General features: G+C 63.9%; 16 protein-coding genes and 1 pseudogene. 14 read left to right on the forward strand and 3 right to left on the reverse strand.

Features of this window, described 5'->3' with window-relative positions; all coding sequences use genetic code 11:
• Nucleotides 1-68 precede the first annotated feature (68 nt).
• The 3 genes from NKH91_RS03035 to NKH91_RS03045 all read left to right on the forward strand — a co-directional run bounded on the left by NKH91_RS03035 (nucleotide 69) and on the right by NKH91_RS03045 (nucleotide 3,671).
• The gene (locus NKH91_RS03035; protein ID WP_352847327.1) at nucleotides 69-1,622 is read left to right on the forward strand and encodes a sugar ABC transporter ATP-binding protein; all 1,554 of its coding nucleotides are present in this window, start codon (nucleotides 69-71) and stop codon (nucleotides 1,620-1,622) included.
• The gene (locus NKH91_RS03040) at nucleotides 1,619-2,584 is read left to right on the forward strand and encodes an ABC transporter permease (protein WP_352483622.1); all 966 of its coding nucleotides are present in this window, start codon (nucleotides 1,619-1,621) and stop codon (nucleotides 2,582-2,584) included. Before NKH91_RS03035 ends, NKH91_RS03040 begins: the two co-directional genes overlap by 4 nt.
• A gap of 70 nt (nucleotides 2,585-2,654) precedes the next feature.
• Nucleotides 2,655-3,671 (forward strand): zinc-binding alcohol dehydrogenase family protein, encoded by a 1,017-nt coding sequence (locus NKH91_RS03045; protein ID WP_352495512.1) that lies wholly within the window; start codon nucleotides 2,655-2,657, stop codon nucleotides 3,669-3,671.
• 18 nt (nucleotides 3,672-3,689) lie between these two features.
• Here the strand turns inward: NKH91_RS03045 and phnF are convergent, their stop codons facing one another.
• A complete protein-coding gene (gene phnF / locus NKH91_RS03050; RefSeq protein WP_352483624.1) occupies nucleotides 3,690-4,433 on the reverse strand; it encodes a phosphonate metabolism transcriptional regulator PhnF in 744 nt (247 codons plus the stop codon).
• Between the two features lie 134 nt (nucleotides 4,434-4,567).
• On the opposite strand from phnF, the gene phnG reads away from it, so the two are divergent.
• The 11 genes and pseudogenes from phnG (at nucleotide 4,568) to phnE (NKH91_RS03105) (ending at nucleotide 14,477) form a co-directional block, all read left to right on the forward strand.
• A complete protein-coding gene (gene phnG / locus NKH91_RS03055; RefSeq protein WP_023721968.1) occupies nucleotides 4,568-5,029 on the forward strand; it encodes a phosphonate C-P lyase system protein PhnG in 462 nt (153 codons plus the stop codon).
• A complete protein-coding gene (gene phnH / locus NKH91_RS03060) occupies nucleotides 5,029-5,640 on the forward strand; it encodes a phosphonate C-P lyase system protein PhnH (protein ID WP_352847323.1) in 612 nt (203 codons plus the stop codon). Before phnG ends, phnH begins: the two co-directional genes overlap by 1 nt.
• A gap of 1 nt (nucleotide 5,641) precedes the next feature.
• Nucleotides 5,642-6,754 carry a carbon-phosphorus lyase complex subunit gene (locus tag NKH91_RS03065; protein ID WP_352847320.1) on the forward strand — a complete coding sequence of 371 codons (1,113 nt, stop codon included), beginning with the start codon at nucleotides 5,642-5,644 and terminating at the stop codon, nucleotides 6,752-6,754.
• Entirely contained in the window at nucleotides 6,751-7,662 is a 912-nt protein-coding gene (locus NKH91_RS03070; protein ID WP_352847318.1) for an alpha-D-ribose 1-methylphosphonate 5-phosphate C-P-lyase PhnJ, read from the forward strand. The genes NKH91_RS03065 and NKH91_RS03070 overlap by 4 nt, the downstream gene beginning before the upstream one ends.
• The gene (gene phnK / locus NKH91_RS03075; protein ID WP_023721972.1) at nucleotides 7,659-8,435 is read left to right on the forward strand and encodes a phosphonate C-P lyase system protein PhnK; all 777 of its coding nucleotides are present in this window, start codon (nucleotides 7,659-7,661) and stop codon (nucleotides 8,433-8,435) included. The genes NKH91_RS03070 and phnK overlap by 4 nt, the downstream gene beginning before the upstream one ends.
• A 211-nt stretch (nucleotides 8,436-8,646) precedes the next feature.
• Entirely contained in the window at nucleotides 8,647-9,354 is a 708-nt protein-coding gene (gene phnL, locus NKH91_RS03080) for a phosphonate C-P lyase system protein PhnL (protein WP_023721973.1), read from the forward strand.
• The gene (locus NKH91_RS03085; protein ID WP_352847316.1) at nucleotides 9,351-9,968 is read left to right on the forward strand and encodes a DapH/DapD/GlmU-related protein; all 618 of its coding nucleotides are present in this window, start codon (nucleotides 9,351-9,353) and stop codon (nucleotides 9,966-9,968) included. Before phnL ends, NKH91_RS03085 begins: the two co-directional genes overlap by 4 nt.
• A gap of 221 nt (nucleotides 9,969-10,189) precedes the next feature.
• Nucleotides 10,190-11,038, forward strand: coding sequence for a phosphonate ABC transporter ATP-binding protein (phnC, locus tag NKH91_RS03090; RefSeq protein ID WP_352789288.1), 849 nt, complete (start codon nucleotides 10,190-10,192; stop codon nucleotides 11,036-11,038).
• A gap of 87 nt (nucleotides 11,039-11,125) precedes the next feature.
• Nucleotides 11,126-12,033, forward strand: a pseudogene (gene phnD, locus NKH91_RS03095) (phosphonate ABC transporter substrate-binding protein).
• Between the two features lie 52 nt (nucleotides 12,034-12,085).
• Nucleotides 12,086-13,042, forward strand: a complete 957-nt coding sequence (gene phnE, locus NKH91_RS03100; protein WP_352847313.1) for a phosphonate ABC transporter, permease protein PhnE — start codon at nucleotides 12,086-12,088, stop codon at nucleotides 13,040-13,042.
• Nucleotides 13,043-13,109: 67 nt separating this feature from the next.
• On the forward strand, nucleotides 13,110-14,477 hold the full coding sequence (gene phnE, locus NKH91_RS03105) for a phosphonate ABC transporter, permease protein PhnE (RefSeq protein WP_352847311.1): 1,368 nt from the start codon (nucleotides 13,110-13,112) through the stop codon (nucleotides 14,475-14,477).
• A gap of 23 nt (nucleotides 14,478-14,500) precedes the next feature.
• Here phnE (NKH91_RS03105) and NKH91_RS03110 read toward each other — a convergent pair whose 3' ends face one another.
• Nucleotides 14,501-15,352, reverse strand: a complete 852-nt coding sequence (locus NKH91_RS03110; RefSeq protein WP_352483631.1) for a sugar phosphate isomerase/epimerase family protein — start codon at nucleotides 15,350-15,352, stop codon at nucleotides 14,501-14,503.
• Nucleotides 15,353-15,529: 177 nt separating this feature from the next.
• Complete coding sequence (locus NKH91_RS03115; RefSeq protein ID WP_023721980.1) at nucleotides 15,530-16,717, reverse strand: Gfo/Idh/MocA family protein; 1,188 nt, start codon at nucleotides 16,715-16,717, stop codon at nucleotides 15,530-15,532.
• Nucleotides 16,718-16,728: the final 11 nt, after the last annotated feature.

The raw sequence follows: 16,728 nt of genomic DNA on the forward strand, positions 1-16,728 counted from the left end.
GCCCCGGAAACATCCCACTCGTGCCAATCGCGAGGCCAATCTTTGGGGGCCAATCTGGGAGGATTGTCATGATGTCGACGGCGCAGGAACTCCATCCGGCCCCAACGCTTGAACCGGGCAGGACCATCCTCGAACTCCGCGGGCTGGAAAAGCGCTATCCCGGCACTCACGCGCTGAAGCCGGTCGACCTCGCCTTCAAGGCCGGCGAGATCCACGCCATCGTCGGCGAGAACGGCGCCGGCAAATCCACCCTGATCAAGCTTCTGACCGGCGTCATGCCGCGCACCTCCGGCGACGTCATCTGGGAGGGCAAGCCTGCCGCATTGGCGACGCCGCATGAGGCGATGGCGCTCGGCATCAATGCCGTGCATCAGGAAGTCGTCCTGTGCCGCCATCTCACCGTCGCCGCCAACATGTTCCTCGGCGAGGAGGATTCCCGTTTCGGCATCCTGCAGCAGCGGGCTATGGTCAGGCAGGCGCAGAAGATCATCGACGATCTCGGCTTCGACCTGCCGGCGCATGTCATGCTGGGTGACCTGACCATCGGTCAGCAGCAGTTGATCGCCGCCGCCCGCGCCACCGTGCGCGGCACCAAATTCCTGATCTTCGACGAACCGACCGCCTATCTGACCCGCAAGGAGGCCGACCAGCTGTTCACGCTGATCCGCCGGCTTAAGGGCGAAGGCGTCACCATCATCTACATCAGCCATCGCATGGAAGAAGTGTTCGAGCTCGCCGACCGCGTCTCGGTGCTGCGCGACGGCACGCTGGTCGGCACCAGGAACATCGCCGAGACCAATGACGCCGAGCTGGTCAAGATGATGATCAACCGCTCGATCGAGCAGGTCTACCACAAGGAGCATTTCACCCCGGGCGCGATGCTTGTAGAGACCAGGAACCTGTCCGGCAAGGGTTTCGAAAATGTCTCGATGTCCGTCCGCGCCGGCGAGATCGTCGGCCTCTACGGCCTGATCGGCGCCGGCCGCAGCGAATTCGTTACCACGCTGTATGGCCGCCACCGCAAATCGGCCGGCCAGATCCTCTGGGAGGGCAAGGAGGTCAAGGTCAATTCCGAACATGACGCGATCAGGCTCGGCATGGCGCTGGCACCGGAAAGCCGCCGCGACCAAGGCCTCTGCCTCAACCTGCCGGTCGGGCTCAACCTCAATCTGCCGATCTACAAGCGCATCTCAAGCAATCTGCTGATCTCCCGCGCGCAGGAAAAAGCCCAGGCCGATCGCCAGATCGCCGACCTGCGCATCAAGACGCCGACGCGAAGTGCGCTGGCCTCCAGCCTGTCCGGCGGCAATCAGCAGAAGATCGTCATCGGCAAATGGCTCGCGCACGGCGCCAAGCTGTTCATCTTCGACGAGCCGACCGTCGGCGTCGATGTCGGCACCAAGGCCGAGATCTACCGCCTGTTTGGCGCGCTGCTATCCAAGGGCGCCGGCATCATCCTGATCTCGTCCTACCTGCCCGAGGTCTATGAGCTCGCCGACACGCTGCATGTGTTCCGGCGCGGCAAGCTGGTGGCCACTCATGGGTTTCGTACCGCTGATCACGAGGAGATCCTCACCCAGGCGCTGGCCGAGAAACAAGAAAGACCGGGAGGACGGATATGAGCACCGAGGCGATCGCCGCCGAAAGGCCGAAACGCAACTACAACGCCCTGTTCGGGCTGACACTGCTGGCACTGCTGGTTCTTTTGTGGATCATCCTGTCGGTGGCGACGCCGAGCTTCGCCTCGGCCAACAACATCTCGAACCTGTTGCGGCAAGGGTCGATGATCGCCATCCTGGCGGTCGGCCAGACCTTCGTCATCATCACCGGCGGCATCGACCTTTCCGTCGGCGCCGTTGTCGGCTTCGCCACCGTCATCGTCGCGATGCTGATCAACGCCGGCACACCGGTTTTCCTAGCCATCCTGATTACCTTGCTGGTCGGCGTCGCCATTGGCATGTTCCATGGCTTCGGCATCGTCAAGATGGGCTTGCCACCCTTCATCATCACCCTGGCGACGCTGACCTCGCTGCGCGGCATCGGCCTGTTGATGACCAACGGCAACTCGATCTCGATCAACAACGACGCCTTCCAGACGTTCTCGCGCAGTTCCTTCGTCGGCGTCCCCAATCTGTTCTGGATGGTGATCCTGGTCGGCATTCCGGCCTACATCTTCCTGCACCACAGCCGCTGGGGCCGTTACCTGTTCTCGGTCGGCTCCAACGCCGAGGCATCGCGTCTGTCGGGCGTCAACGTCCAGCGCACAATCTACATGGCCTATACGTTGTCGGGGCTGTGTGCGGCCTTCGTCGGCGTGCTGCTCGCGTCGCGCATCGGCATCGGCAATCCGACGCAGGCCGAGGGCTGGGAATTGCAGGCGATCGCTTCTTCGGTGATCGGCGGCACGTCGCTGTTCGGCGCTGTCGGCTCCGTGCACGGGCCGCTGCTCGGCGCCTTCATCCTTGCCACCATCAACAACGGCGCCAATCTGCTCAACGTCAACGCCTTCTGGCAGCGCATCATCACCGGGGTGCTGATCATCGTCATCGTCTATTTCGACGGGCTGCGCCGCCGCGGCAAATAGATCGCCCCCTAACAGCCGCCGGCCTCGCAACAGCAGAGCCGGCGGTGCCATGAACCGACTGGATTGAAGCATGAAAGCCGTCGTCTGCCGCTCGCCCGGCGAACTTGTCCTGGAAGATCGCCCGGCGCCTGGCGCGCCGCCCTCGGGCTGGGCGCTGGTCGCGGTCAACCATGTCGGCATCTGCGGCACCGATTATCACATTTTCGACGGCAAGCACCCGTTCCTCGCCTATCCCCGCATCATGGGCCACGAGGTTTCGGGCACCGTGATCGAGGTTGGCGAGGGCGTCGATCTCACCGTCGGCGAGCCGGTGATCGTCAATCCCTATCTCGCCTGCGGCAAATGCATCGCCTGCCGGCAAGGCAAGCCGAATTGCTGCGTCAGGATCGAGGTGCTCGGTGTCCATCGCGACGGCGCCATGTGCGAGCAGATCCTGGTGCCGGCGCAAAATCTTTATCCGGCAAACGGCCTGTCGCTGGGCGATGCGGCAGCCGTCGAATTCCTGGCGATTGGCGCCCATGCCGTGCGGCGCTCGCTGGCTGATCCAGGTGCGCGCACGCTGGTCATCGGCGCCGGCCCGATCGGGCTCGGCACGGCGCTGTTCGCCCGCATCGCCGGGCTCGACGTGACGCTGCTCGACATGAGTGCCGAGAGGCTGGGTTTCGCCGAAAGCGAACTCGGCTTCGCGACCCTCAACGGCTCGCAGGGCGCCGCCGCTGATCTGGTGCGGCAGGCGACCGACGGCGATGGTTTTGACGCGGTCTTCGACGCCACCGGCAACACCCAGTCGGTGCAGTCGGCCTTCGCCCATGTCGCGCATGGCGGCACGCTGGTGCTGGTCAGCGTCGTCAAGGACGACATCGCCTTTTCCGATCCCGAATTCCACAAGCGCGAGATGATGCTGATCGGCAGCCGCAACGCTCTGCGCGCCGATTTCGACCATGTCGCCGCTTCAATCCGCAACGGTGCGGTGCCGCTGGCAAAGCTAGTCACCCACCGCACCACGCTTGGCGAGACGCCGCGCGACCTCGCCCGCTGGGCACATGAGAAATCCGGGCTGATCAAGGCGGTCATCCAGGTCGGATGACACAACGATAGCCGCGTCTCAAAGCGCCGACAGTTTGAGTTCGATGCGCTCGGCCGGGAAGCGCGACTCCGAAAACTGGATCGGCTGACCGTCGGGCGTGACGTTGACGGCGACCGTCACCAGCACGATGGCGCCGGGCTGCAGGTCGAGGTCGGCAAGGTCGGCGGCATCGGCATGGCGCGCCGACAGCACGGTCGATTGCCGGAGATAGTCGTCGATGCCGAAACGTGCCAGCGATGCCGTGATCGAACCGGTTTCTGCCATGGCAGCATCGATGCCGGCAAAGCGCCTGGCATCGAACCAGCCGGCAGCGCGGGACACCGGCATTCCATCGGCTTCGCCCCGCGTTTCCAGGCGTATCACGTCGGCCCCCTGCGCAAGGCCTAAGCCCTCTGCGACACGACGGTTGGCCGGCTCGACCGATGAGGCGAGCAAGGTGATATGCCGCTCGGACGCCTGTCCTTGCAATCCCTCGGAAAAGCGGGTGCGGGCGCCGATCGGATAGGACAGCCGCTTTCGCGACAGCACGAAGGTGCCACGCCCCTGCTCCGCCTTGAGCACACCCTCCTGCACCAGGGCTGCGATAGCGCTGCGCACCGTATGGCGGTTGACGCCATAGCGTTCGGCAAGTGCCACCTCCGGCGGCAGCGCGGCATTCTCGGGAAAATCGCCAACGGCGATCGAGTGCAGGATCTGGTCGGCGATCTGCCGCCATAGCGCGACACCGCTGCGCCGCTCGATGCTGTTTGCTTGCCCGATCATTTCCCGCCCCAATCTTTGCGCCGACCTTTTGGCCCGTGTCACGTACACGTCATAGACACGCGCTAGATAATGGATATAATTTGTATAGTTGTCTATATCAATCGACAAATGCACGCAGACGAGGAGTAGCGGCCATGCGAGGACGGGAAGCGCGAGAGCAGGCCGAGCGCAAGGCCGTAATGGCGACGCTGGCGCAATCGGCCGGGGACGACATTGTCCGCCTCTGGGACGAAGCCGGCCTGCCTTGTGAAGCGGAACTTCTGCGTGGCCCCGAAACCGGCCTGGTTACCGTGCGCGGCCGCATCGGCGGCGGCGGCGCGCCGTTCAATGTCGGCGAGGCGACGGTCACCCGTGCCACGGTGCGGCTTGCGTCCGGCCATGTCGGCCACTGCTATGCGCTCGGCCGCGACAAGCAGAAGGCAAGGCTGGCAGCAATCGCCGATGCGCTGTGGCAGGACCCGGCCCACCGCAACGGGGTCGAGACCAGGCTCGTCGCGCCCTTGCAGGCGGCACTGGCCAAGGCCCGTGACCAGCGCCGCGCCGAGACGGCGGCGACCAAGGTCGATTTCTTCACAATGGTGCGCGGAGAAGACTGATGGACCTCGCCACTCAATCGATCGAAGGCGGCTTCGCCGATCCGGTATTCAACGCGCAGACCGTATTCCGCGCTGTGATGGACGCGATGGCGCGGCCGGGCAGCGTGCAGCCCTTGCCGGCCCTCGCCCACCCCCCCGTGCCGCTGTCGGCCACCGCCGGTGCCATTGCTCTGGCGCTGTGCGACAACGACACGCCGCTCTGGCTCGACCCGGCTTTGCAGGGGTCGGCGGCGGTGAAATCCTGGCTTGGCTTCCATACCGGCGCGCCGCTGGCCAACACCCCGGCCGACGCGCATTTCGCGCAGATTGCCACGCCGGCCGAGATGATGGCGCTCGACGGGTTTTCGCAAGGCACCCAGGATTATCCCGATCGTTCGACGACGCTGATCCTTGAGGTCGGCGATCTCGTCTCCGGCGCTCCGCTGCTGCTCGAAGGCCCGGGCATCGAGAAGACGGCGACGATCGCGCCGGCGCAAATGCCGCGTCATTTCGTCGAGCAATGGAAGCAGAACAATCAGCGCTTTCCGCGGGGTGTCGACATCATCCTCGCCACGTCCGACGCAATTGCCTGCCTGCCGCGCACGACGCGCATTAAGACGATGGAGGCGTAGGATGTATGTCGCGGTAAAAGGCGGTGAAGCGGCCATCCGCAACGCCCACAAATTGCTCGCCGACCGCCGGCGCGGCGACCGCTCGGTGCCCGCACTTCGCCTCGACCAGATCGTTGAGCAGCTGGCGCTCGGCGTCGACCGCGTGATGGGCGAAGGTTCGCTCTACGACAGGGAATTGGCGGCACTCGCCATCGTCCAGGCGCGCGGCGACATGATCGAGGCGATCTTCCTGGTTCGCGCCTATCGCACGACGCTGCCGCGCTTCGGCTACACCAGGGCGATCGACACCGGCACAATGCTGGTCGAGCGGCGGGTGTCGGCGACCTACAAGGACCTGCCCGGCGGTCAGCTGCTCGGCCCGACTTTCGACTATACCCACCGGCTGCTCGACCCCGAGCTTGCCGCCGGCGGCGATGTCGCTGAACCGGAGCAGCGTGCAGGCGAGGCGGAGGCGATGCCGCGCGTGTCCGCCATCCTCGCCCGTGAAGGCCTGATCGAGCCCGACGGCGACATGCCCGGGGATCATGTACCCGGCGACATCACCCGCGAGCCGCTCGAATTCCCGATGGCGCGTGATATCCGCCTGCAGGCGCTGTCGCGCGGTGACGAGGGGTTTCTGCTGGCGCTCGGCTATTCCACCCAGCGCGGCTATGCGCGCAACCATCCTTTCGTCGGCGAGGTTCGTATCGGCGAGGTCGAACTGGAACTGGACGTGCCGGAACTGCCCTTTGCCGTGCCGCTCGGCAGCATCCGCGTCACCGAATGCCAGATGGTCAACCAGTTCAAGGGCTCGGCCAAGGCGCCGCCGCAATTCACCCGCGGGTACGGCCTCGTCTTCGGCCAGAGCGAGCGCAAGGCGATGGCCATGGCGCTATGCGACCGCGCTCTTCGTGCAACCGAATTCGGCGAAGATGTCGTCGCCGCCGCGCAAGACGAAGAGTTCGTCATCTCGCATTCCGACAATGTCCAGGCGACCGGCTTCGTCGAGCATTTGAAGCTGCCACACTATGTTGATTTTCAGGCCGAGCTCGACCTCGTGCGCCGCATGCGCGCCGCGCACGACGCCCGCGAAAACGCCGGCAAGGCCGAAGAGAAGAGGGAGGCCGCCGAATGACCGGACAACCGACCGACATCGCCACCTACAACTTCGCCTATCTCGACGAGCAGACCAAGCGGATGATCCGCCGCGCCATCCTCAAGGGCATTGCCATCCCCGGCTATCAGGTGCCGTTCGCGTCGGGCGAAATGCCGATGCCCTATGGCTGGGGCACCGGCGGCGTGCAGGTCACCGCTTCGATCATCGGCCCGGACGATGTACTCAAGGTCATCGACCAGGGCGCCGACGACACCACCAATGCGGTTTCGATCCGCGCCTTCTTCAAGAAGGTCGCCAATGTCGCCGTCACCACCGAGACGGCCAAGGCGACCATCATCCAGACGCGCCACCGCATCCCTGAATATCCGCTGAGTGCCGGTCAGGTGCTGGTCTATCAGGTGCCGATCCCCGAGCCGCTGCGCTTCCTCGAGCCGCGCGAGACCGAGACGCGCAAAATGCATGCGCTGGAGGAATACGGCCTCATGCATGTGAAGCTCTACGAGGACATCGCCAAGCACGGCCGCATCGCCACCACCTACGCCTACCCGGTCAAGGTCGAGGGCCGCTATGTCATGGACCCCTCGCCGACGCCGAAATTCGATAATCCGAAGATGCATCGTTCGCCGGCTTTGCAATTGTTCGGCGCCGGCCGCGAAAAGCGCATCTATGCACTGCCGCCCTTTACCGAGGTGGTCAGCCTCGACTTCGAGGATCATCCCTTCGAAGTGCAGACCTTCGACCAGCCCTGCGCGCTGTGCGCGGCCGAGAACGTCTATCTCGACGAGGTCATCCTCGACGACCATGGCGGCCACATGTTCGTCTGCTCCGATACCGATCATTGCGAGAAGCGGCGCGCCGAAGGCCATCGCGGCCACCTCGCGCCCGAGACCCATCTTGCCCCAGGAAAAATGGAGCCAGCTGAATGACCGACGCACCGCTGCTGCGCGTTTCGGCGCTGTCCAAATTCTACGGCGCGCGCGTCGGCTGCGAGAACGTCACCTTTGACCTGTGGCCGGGCGAGGTGCTGGCGGTGGTTGGCGAATCCGGTTCCGGCAAGACGACTTTGCTCAACTGCCTGTCGACTCGGCTGCTGCCCAGCTCCGGCACCGCCAGCTACCGCATGCGCGACGGCCAGTTCCGTGAGCTTTACCGCATGAGCGAGGCCGAGCGCCGCTTCCTGATGCGCACCGACTGGGGCTTTGTCCATCAGAACCCCGCCGACGGGCTGCGCATGACGGTGTCGGCCGGCGCCAATGTCGGCGAACGGCTGATGGCGGTCGGCGACCGTCACTATGGAAAAATCCGCGCGACGGCCGTCGACTGGCTGTCGCGTGTCGAGATCGACGAAGACCGCATCGACGACGAGCCGCGCGCCTTTTCCGGCGGCATGCGCCAGCGCCTGCAGATCGCCCGCAACCTCGTCACCGGGCCGCGGCTGGTGTTCATGGACGAGCCGACCGGCGGCCTCGATGTCTCAGTGCAGGCGCGCCTGCTCGATCTGCTGCGCGGGCTGGTGACCGACCTCGGTCTCGCGGCCATCGTCGTCACCCATGATCTTGCGGTGGCGAGGCTGCTGTCGCAGCGCATGATGGTGATGAAGGACGGCCGCGTCGTCGAAAGCGGCCTCACCGACCGCGTCCTCGACGATCCGCGCGCGCCCTACACCCAGTTGCTTGTCTCCTCGATTCTGCAGGTGTGACGATGATTGCTCTGGCGTACCCCCCTCTGGCCTGCCGACCATCTCCCCCTCAAGGGGGGAGATCGGCAGCTTTTATGTCCCGCCCGTTCTGCGACACAGGAGAATGGCGAAACCGAATGCGACAGCCCATCTCCCCCCTTGAGGGGGAGATGGCCGGCAGGCCAGAGGGGGGTGTTGGCCCGCAAACGAATGGCGATTGGAGGTCCTTCTGATGGCAACCCCGCTCGTCGTCTCCGATGTCGCCAAGAGCTTCACCATGCATCTGCGCGACGGCATCAAACTGCCTGTCGTCGCCGGCGTCTCGTTCGCGATCAGGGCCGGCGAATGCTCCGTGCTCGGCGGCCCGTCCGGCGCCGGCAAGAGCTCGATCCTGAAAATGCTCTACGGCAATTATGCCGTCGACGCAGGCCAGATCATCGTCCAGCACGAGGACGGGCTCATCGATCTCGCCACGGCCAGCCCGCGCACCGTGCTAGCCGTGCGCCGGCTCACGATCGGCTATGTCAGCCAGTTCCTGCGCACCGTGCCGCGCGTCTCGGCGCTCGATGTCGTCGCCGAACCGCTGGTCGAGCGCGGCGAGGAGCGCGAAGCCGCGCGCGGCAAGGCACGCGACTTGCTGGCCCAATTGAACCTGCCGGAAAAACTCTGGGCGCTGCCGCCGGCGACGTTCTCCGGCGGCGAACAGCAGCGCGTCAACATCGCGCGCGGCTTCATCACCGAGCATCCGATCCTGCTGCTCGACGAGCCGACCGCTTCGCTTGATGCGAAGAACCGGGACGTCGTGATTTCCCTGATCGCCGCCAAGAAGGCGGCGGGCGTCGCTTTGCTCGGCATCTTCCACGATTACGACGTGCGCGAAGCCGTCGCCGATCGCATCATAGACGTGACCGCCTTCGCCGCTGGGAAAATCGCCGCATGACCAGGAAATTGTCGGAGGCCCCGCTGGTCCACGAGACGGCGGAGATCGAGAACTCGACGCTCGGCCGCTGGACCGAGATCGCCGACCGAAGCCGAGTTTCGGAAAGCATGATCGGCGACTATTCCTACATGATGCAGGACTGCAGCGTCTGGTGCGCGACAATCGGCAAATTCGCCAACATCGCCGCCAGCGTCCGCATCAATGCCACCAATCATCCGACCTGGCGGCCGACGCTGCACCATTTCACCTATCGCGCCTCCGACTATTGGGACGACGCCGAGCACGAGAGCGAATTCTTCGCTCAGCGCCGCGCCAAACGCGTCACCATCGGCCACGACACCTGGCTCGGCCATGGCTCGACCGTCCTGCCCGGCGTCACCGTTGGCGACGGTGCGGCGGTCGGTGCCGGCGCAGTGGTATCGAAGGACGTCGCTCCCTACACCATCGTCGGCGGCGCACCGGCCAAGCCGATCCGCGAGCGCTTCGACCGCCGCACCGCGGAGCGCTATCAGGCGCTCGCCTGGTGGGATTGGGATCATGCAAGGCTGCGCGCCGCGCTCGACGATTTCCGGGAGCTGTCGGCGGAGGCTTTTCTGGAGAAGTATGGTGGCTAAGGATCGTGAATGGTAATGGCGGGCAGCGAATAAATTTCGAGGCTCAGGAAAGCCTTTCTTATCACCATTCACCATTCGAGCTTCTCGCGCCGAGTTGATCCCGCCCCGCTCCAGGCTGTGGGCGGTAACAAAACTGACATCAATCAGACACCGCAGGTTCACGTAGCTGCGCTAGCGAGGGTTAACAGACCTTCAATTGCGATTGGACTGGAGCCTGCACCATGTCAGCTACGCTCGAAATCCGCGGCGTCACCCGCCGGTTCGGCAAGAACACCGCCGTCAGCAATGTTCACATCTCGATCCCGCAAGGACAGATGGTCGGCGTCATCGGCCGCTCCGGCGCCGGCAAATCGACCCTTCTGCGCATGATCAACCGCCTCATCGATCCCAGCCAGGGATCCATCCTGTTCGACGGCGTCGAGGTTTCCGGGTTGCGCGGCTCGCCGCTCCGGCGTTGGCAACGCGACTGTGCCATGATCTTCCAGCAGTTCAATCTGGTGCCGCGCCTCGATGTGCTGACCAATGTGCTGCTCGGCCGGCTCAACCACCGCTCGACCCTGTCCAACCTGTTCGGCATGTTCTCCCGCAACGAATGCGCCGAGGCGGTTGCAGCCCTCGAGCACCTGGACATCGCCCGCACCGCGCTGCAGCCCGCCGGCACGCTTTCCGGCGGCCAGCAGCAGCGCGTTGCGATCGCGCGTGCCATGATGCAGCAGCCGAAGGTGTTGCTCGCCGACGAGCCGATTGCCTCGCTCGATCCGCTCAACGCCAAAGTGGTGATGGATTCGCTGCAGGATATCAATTTGCGCGAGGGTATCATCGTCATCACCAATCTGCATACGCTGGATACGGCGCGCAACTATTGCAACCGCATCATCGGCATGGCCGCCGGCAAGGTCGTCTTCGACGGCCCGCCCGAAGACCTCAATCGCGAGGCGGTGCGCATGGTCTATGGCGCCGACAGCAATGGCGGCGAAATCTCCGAGGCCATCACCTCGACCAGTGTCGCCATCAAACAGAAAATCGCTGCATCCGCCGGACCGCTCGAGCCAGCGTTTCCTGGTTATTGAGAACGGCCTGATCGCCGCCCGCGTCAAAGGCACTCGTCAAAATTCGATCGCAACCGGCGCGAGGCCGGATCAAAGGAGAGAGACCCAATGTTCAGGAAGATGGTTTTTGGCGCGGTTTCATTGCTCGCCATCGCGGCCAGTGCCGCTCACGCCCAGGATATCAAGGAATTCCGCATCGGTATCCTTGGCGGTGAAAATGAAGCGGACCGGCTGCGCAATTTTCAGTGCCTCGCCGATCACCTGACGTCCGAATTCGGCTTCGAGAAGGTCTCGCTGTTCCCGGCCGCCGACTACGACGGCGTCATCCAGGGCCTGCTCGGCGGCACGCTCGATTTCGCCGAGCTTGGTGCGTCGGGCTATGCCAGCGTCTACCTCAAGGATCCGAACGCGGTGACCCCGATCCTCACCACCCAGCAGACCGACGGTGCGACCGGTTATTATTCGATAGGCTTGGCGCTGAAGTCGTCCGGCATCACCGACATCAAATCGGCCAAGGGCAAGAAGCTCGGTTATGCCGACCCGGATTCGACGTCGGGCTATCTGATCCGCTGACCCAGATCCCGAAGGACACCGGCGCTTCGAACGAAACCTTCTTCGCCTCGACCCAGTTCAATGGCGGCCACGAGAACAACCTTCTCGCCGTCCGCGACGGCAAGGTCGACGTGGCGGTTGACGACTCCTCGGGCATCGGCGACTTCAAGAACGGTTACACGTCCGGCACCTTCCACAAGGAAGTCGCCAAGGGCGCCGTCGACCCCAACGACTTCGTCGAAGTCTGGCGCTCCGGCCTGATCCCGAATGGCCCGCTGGTCGTGCGCACCGCGCTCGGCGGCGATATGAGCGCCAAGCTCGCCAACTTCTTCACCAGCTTGCCGGCCAAGGACAAGCCTTGCTTCGAAGCCATCGAAGGCGGCGATTTCACCGGCTACGTTCCAGTGAAGCCGGACTTCTACAGCGTCATCGTCGAAGCCCGCAAAGCGGCGATCGGCGGGTGAATGCAATTGAAAAGGGCGGCCTTACCAGCGCCGCCCTTTTTGCATGCCGATCATGACCATCTCAGCCACGATCCGTTCAGACGCGACCCGGCGGACGGCCGACACCTGGCGACGCCAGACGTCCTTGCGCCGGTTCTACACCGCGCTCGGCATCGGCTTGCTGCTTGTCGCCATGTGCACAGCCATGTGGTTCGCCGACGAGGCCAATGCCGGACATTTCTTCGATCGGCTGCCGCACATACTGGATTTCCTTAGCTGGCTTGTTCCCAAGGACTGGAATGACGTCTGGCGCGCGCTGTTCGACATCGCATCGCCGCACGACAAAGGCAGCCAGGAGTTCAACTTCCCGCTTGGCCGCATCTATCTCTGGGGCGGCTTTTATCTACCCGAATATTTCGAGCTGATGCTCACCACGCTCAACGTGGCGCTGGTTTCCACTTTCATCGGCTTCGTCTTTGCGGTGCCCTTTTCCTTCATCGCCGCGCGCAACTTGACGCCCAGTCCGGTGCTCAGGCTCGTCGTCAAGCGCTTCATGGAACTGCTTCGCGCCTTCCCGGAGATCGTCATTGCCGGCCTTTTCGCAGCCATCCTCTCGACCGGCCCGGTCGCGCCCATCATCGCCATCGGCCTGCATTCCATCGGCGCCCTCGGCAAGCTCTTCTACGAGATCAACGAAAACATCGACATGCGCGCCGAAGAAGGCCTGCGCGCGGTCGGCGCCAACTGGTTCGAGCGCGTGCGCTTTGCCGGCCTGCCGCAAGTGCTGCCCAATTTCACGTCCTACACGCTGCTCAGGATCGAGATCAATGTCCGCATCTCGACCATCATCGGCGCGGTCGGGGGTGGTGGCATCGGCGAGGAACTGAAGCTCTCCATCTCGCGCGGCTTCGGCGCCAAAACGCTGGCACTGGTGCTGCTGCTGTTCACGACGATCTTCCTCGTCGACCAGTTCTCTGCCTGGCTAAGGCGCAAGCTCGTCGGTGAGCAGGCATTCATGATGGGTGCCTGACCATGATCCCAAAAAGTGGATTCCGGTTTTTGGAAAAGATCATGGCAAATCAACAAGAAGACTGCCCATGGCCGCAATGACCGCCGATGAGATGTGGTCGATCGAGGAGCGCTTTCCCCAAGTGTTCCGGCGGCCCCTGTACAAACGCTTCGGCCCGCTGGTCCTGTTCACCGGCATCCTGCTCTACCTCCTCTACGCCTTGTGGTTCTTCAACCTGCCGCAAGTGCTGAGGGAATCGCACTGGGAACGCCTGCCGCTCTTTCTGACGCAATGGATCAGCTACGATCTGCAGCCGGAATTCCGTCTCGATCAGCCTCAGATCACGCCCAAATACCCGCGTTTTTCCGCGCTCGGCGAAGATCCTCATCCCGACTGGGTCATCACCAGTGCGAACGGCTCCTACACCATTCTGATCGACGGCCGGGCCAAATCGGTTACCTTCGACAAGACCGAGGCGATGCTGGTCGCCAATGGCCAGACGGTGCCGGTGTCCTTGGCCAGCGGCAAGCCGGTGATATCCGGCCTGGTGCCGGACTGGATCACCGCACACGACGACGAAATCGTCGCCAAGATGGGCTTTGCCGGCGAGGTCCGCATAACCGTCGATCGCGTCAAGGTCCGCAAGCGCTTCCTCGGCTGGGCGAATTTCGTCTTCGACACACGCTCGCCCTTCTTCGGCAAGTCGCCCGGCGAGGTGGTCTCGTTGCTGATGTCCGGACCCCAGCTCAAGCCCGGCACATCCAATCTGGCACTGGCCGGCGACAACATCTGGAACAACGCCCAATGGCAGCATGGCGATGTCTGGACGAAGCTGTTCCAGACCATCGTCATGGCATTTCTCGGCACCTTGCTCGGCGGCATCGTCGCCTTCCCGCTCGCCTTCTTTGCCGCCCGCAACATCACCCCGAGCGGCGTGATCAGTCAGGTGCTCAAGCGCTTCTTCGATTTCATGCGTTCGGTCGACATGCTGATCTGGGCGCTGTTCTTCACCCGCGCCTTCGGCCCCGGCCCGCTGGCCGGCAGCGCCGCGATCTTCTTCACCGAGATCGGCACGCTCGGCAAAGTCTATTCGGAAGGCCTTGAGAACATCGACGACAAGCCGCGCGAGGGCATCCAGTCGACCGGCGCCAACGGCTTGCTGGTGCAGCGCTATGGCGTGCTGCCGGAAGTGATTCCGGTCTTCATCAGCCAGACGCTCTACCAGTGGGAATCCAACACCAGGGGCGCAACGATCATCGGCGCTGTCGGTGCCGGCGGTATCGGCCTGAAGCTTTGGGAAGCGATGCGCACCAACTCCAACTGGGCCAATGTCTTCTACATGGTGCTCTTGGTCCTGCTCGTCGTTTTCATCTTCGACAACATTTCCAATTTCCTGCGCCGCCGCTTGAGCAGGACGATCCACGACTACAACAGGATCCAGGCCGGCCAGGGGTGACGGCCGCGTTGCGCCGGCGGCAGTTAGGCCGCCTTCTTCCAGCCGCTCCTGATGTGCCTGTAGCCGTCGCGGTAAACAGCTTCCGGGCCTTCGGAAAAGTCGCGCCACACCTTGGTGGCCGCGGCCAGATCCTTCAGCGAGCGGCCGAACGCCTCGATCGTCAGCCAATCGTCATAGTCGCTCTCGCGGATGGCGGAGAAAGTCTCCTTCCAGGGGATGTGACCGCGGCCCGGCACGCCGCGGTCGTTCTCCGAAATGTGGATATGGACGACGTTCTTGCGGTTGCGTGTATAGGCGCCGATCGGGTCGGCCTCTTCGATGTTGGCATGGAAGGTGTCGTACATCGCCTTGATGTGCGGCCGGTCGATCGCGTCGATATGCTCCGACAAATCGTCCATCGTGTTGAGCAGATAGCATTCGAAGCGGTTGAGCGCCTCCAGCCCGATGGTGACGCTCTTGTTGCCGGCATGGTCGCCAATAGCGCGTTGCGAAGCGATCGAACGTTTTTTCTCGGCCGCCGTCGGCCCGCTGCCCGAGAAGGCCCCGAGCGTCGAATGCAACGGGCCGCTCAACGTGTCTGCGCCAAGCGCCTGCGCGCAGTCGATCGCCCATTTCATGTAGTCGATACCGGCCTTGCGCGTCGAGGCATCCGGCGAGATCAGGTTCATCGCCGGATCGCCCATGGCCGAGACGGCGGTGCGTTGCAGCCCGATTCGGTCGAGCAGATCACCGAGCTTCTTGTAGCCGTCCGGCGCGCCGGAGAAGACCGGTATTTCGACGCCGTCGAAGCCGGTCGTCTTGATGTCTCTCAACAGCGGCTCGTGTTTTTTCGACACGGCCGTCGTCCACAACAGCATGCACATGCCGATCTTCATCGACGCCCCTCCCTTCATTCGCTCGATCGCCCCCGAGGAGTGGTAGATTCAGGTCAGGCCGAGCCGAAAATGGTAGGTTCCGAGAACCGGAGCGGAGCGTACTTTTGGTACGTGAGCACCGGAAGCGCAGGAAAACTGCCATTTGCAGGCCGGCCTCACCTGAATATCACCACCCCTTCAAAGCTTCGTCCACGCCCCATTCTTCTTAGACGACTTCACGCAGGCTTCGATGAAGGCCATGCCTTCGACGCCGTCTTGCACGGTTGGGAAGACGACATCCTTAGCCGGCTTGCCGCCCGTCCGGCGCGCCGCACGAATAGCCCGCGCGGCTTCCTGGTAGATGTTGGCGAAACCTTCGAGATAGCCTTCCGGATGCCCTGGCGGGACGCGGCTGACGCGCCCCGCGACGGGGAGCGCGCCGGCGCCATTTCGGGTAATCAACTGCTTCGGCTCGCCGAACGGCGTGTACCAGAGATAGTTCGGGTCGGCCTGCACCCATTCGAGCCCGCCCTTCGAGCCGTAGATACGCAATTTCAGCCCGTTCTCGTGGCCGGGCGCCACCTGGCTGGCCCAGACCATGCCCTTGGCCGGGTGCGACCCGCCGACCGGCTTGAAGCGCAGCAGCACATTGATGTTGTCGTCGAGCAGCCTCCCCGGCACGAAGGCATCGAGATCGGCCGACAACGAATCGAGCTCCAGCCCGGAGACGAAACGGGCAAGGTTGTAGGCATGGGTGCCGATATCACCCAGCGCACCGCCCGCACCCGCCTGCTTGGGGTCTGAGCGCCACGCAGCCTGCTTCTGGCCGGTGGCGGCCAGGTCCTCGGTCAGCCAGTCCTGCGGATATTCCGACTGCACGATGCGGATATCGCCGAGCTGCCCCTTGGCCACCATCTCGCGTGCCTGCCGCACCATCGGATAGGCGGTGTAGTTATGCGTCAGCACGAACACTTTGCCGGTCTTTTCGACCAGCGCCGCCAGCTTCTTTGCCTCGGCCAGCGTCGTCGCCAGCGGCTTGTCGCAGATGACGTGGATGCCGGCCTCGAGAAAAGCCTTGGCAGCCGGCACGTGCACATTGTTCGGCGTGACGATGGCGACCACCTCGATGCCGTCCGGCCGCTTGGCCTCCGCCTTGGCCATCTCGGCATAGGAGCCGTAGCTGCGTGCCGGATCGAGCCCAAGCTCGGCCGCCGAGGCCTTGGCGCGCTCCGGATTCGATGACAGCGCGCCGGCGACCAGCACGAACTCGTTGTCCATGCGCGCCGCGATGCGGTGCACCGCGCCGATAAAGGCGCCTTGTCCGCCGCCAACCATGCCGTAGCGGATCGGACCGCCCCCGGTTTCCGCCTTCGATGCGCCGACCATGATTTTCTCCC

Source organism: Mesorhizobium sp. M0894, assembly GCF_040319725.1.
Lineage (GTDB): Bacteria > Pseudomonadota > Alphaproteobacteria > Rhizobiales > Rhizobiaceae > Mesorhizobium.

What these genes read in the sequence shown, in the direction of transcription:
- NKH91_RS03035 (WP_352847327.1), top strand. Translation starts at nt 69, where the DNA reads ATGATGTCGACGGCGCAGGAACTCCATCCGGCCCCAACGCTTGAACCG.
- NKH91_RS03040 (WP_352483622.1), top strand. Translation starts at nt 1,619, where the DNA reads ATGAGCACCGAGGCGATCGCCGCCGAAAGGCCGAAACGCAACTACAAC.
- NKH91_RS03045 (WP_352495512.1), top strand. Translation starts at nt 2,655, where the DNA reads ATGAAAGCCGTCGTCTGCCGCTCGCCCGGCGAACTTGTCCTGGAAGAT.
- phnF (WP_352483624.1), bottom strand. Translation starts at nt 4,433, where the DNA reads ATGATCGGGCAAGCAAACAGCATCGAGCGGCGCAGCGGTGTCGCGCTA.
- phnG (WP_023721968.1), top strand. Translation starts at nt 4,568, where the DNA reads ATGCGAGGACGGGAAGCGCGAGAGCAGGCCGAGCGCAAGGCCGTAATG.
- phnH (WP_352847323.1), top strand. Translation starts at nt 5,029, where the DNA reads ATGGACCTCGCCACTCAATCGATCGAAGGCGGCTTCGCCGATCCGGTA.
- NKH91_RS03065 (WP_352847320.1), top strand. Translation starts at nt 5,642, where the DNA reads ATGTATGTCGCGGTAAAAGGCGGTGAAGCGGCCATCCGCAACGCCCAC.
- NKH91_RS03070 (WP_352847318.1), top strand. Translation starts at nt 6,751, where the DNA reads ATGACCGGACAACCGACCGACATCGCCACCTACAACTTCGCCTATCTC.
- phnK (WP_023721972.1), top strand. Translation starts at nt 7,659, where the DNA reads ATGACCGACGCACCGCTGCTGCGCGTTTCGGCGCTGTCCAAATTCTAC.
- phnL (WP_023721973.1), top strand. Translation starts at nt 8,647, where the DNA reads ATGGCAACCCCGCTCGTCGTCTCCGATGTCGCCAAGAGCTTCACCATG.
- NKH91_RS03085 (WP_352847316.1), top strand. Translation starts at nt 9,351, where the DNA reads ATGACCAGGAAATTGTCGGAGGCCCCGCTGGTCCACGAGACGGCGGAG.
- phnC (WP_352789288.1), top strand. Translation starts at nt 10,190, where the DNA reads ATGTCAGCTACGCTCGAAATCCGCGGCGTCACCCGCCGGTTCGGCAAG.
- phnE (WP_352847313.1), top strand. Translation starts at nt 12,086, where the DNA reads ATGACCATCTCAGCCACGATCCGTTCAGACGCGACCCGGCGGACGGCC.
- phnE (WP_352847311.1), top strand. Translation starts at nt 13,110, where the DNA reads ATGGCCGCAATGACCGCCGATGAGATGTGGTCGATCGAGGAGCGCTTT.
- NKH91_RS03110 (WP_352483631.1), bottom strand. Translation starts at nt 15,352, where the DNA reads ATGAAGATCGGCATGTGCATGCTGTTGTGGACGACGGCCGTGTCGAAA.
- NKH91_RS03115 (WP_023721980.1), bottom strand. Translation starts at nt 16,717, where the DNA reads ATGGTCGGCGCATCGAAGGCGGAAACCGGGGGCGGTCCGATCCGCTAC.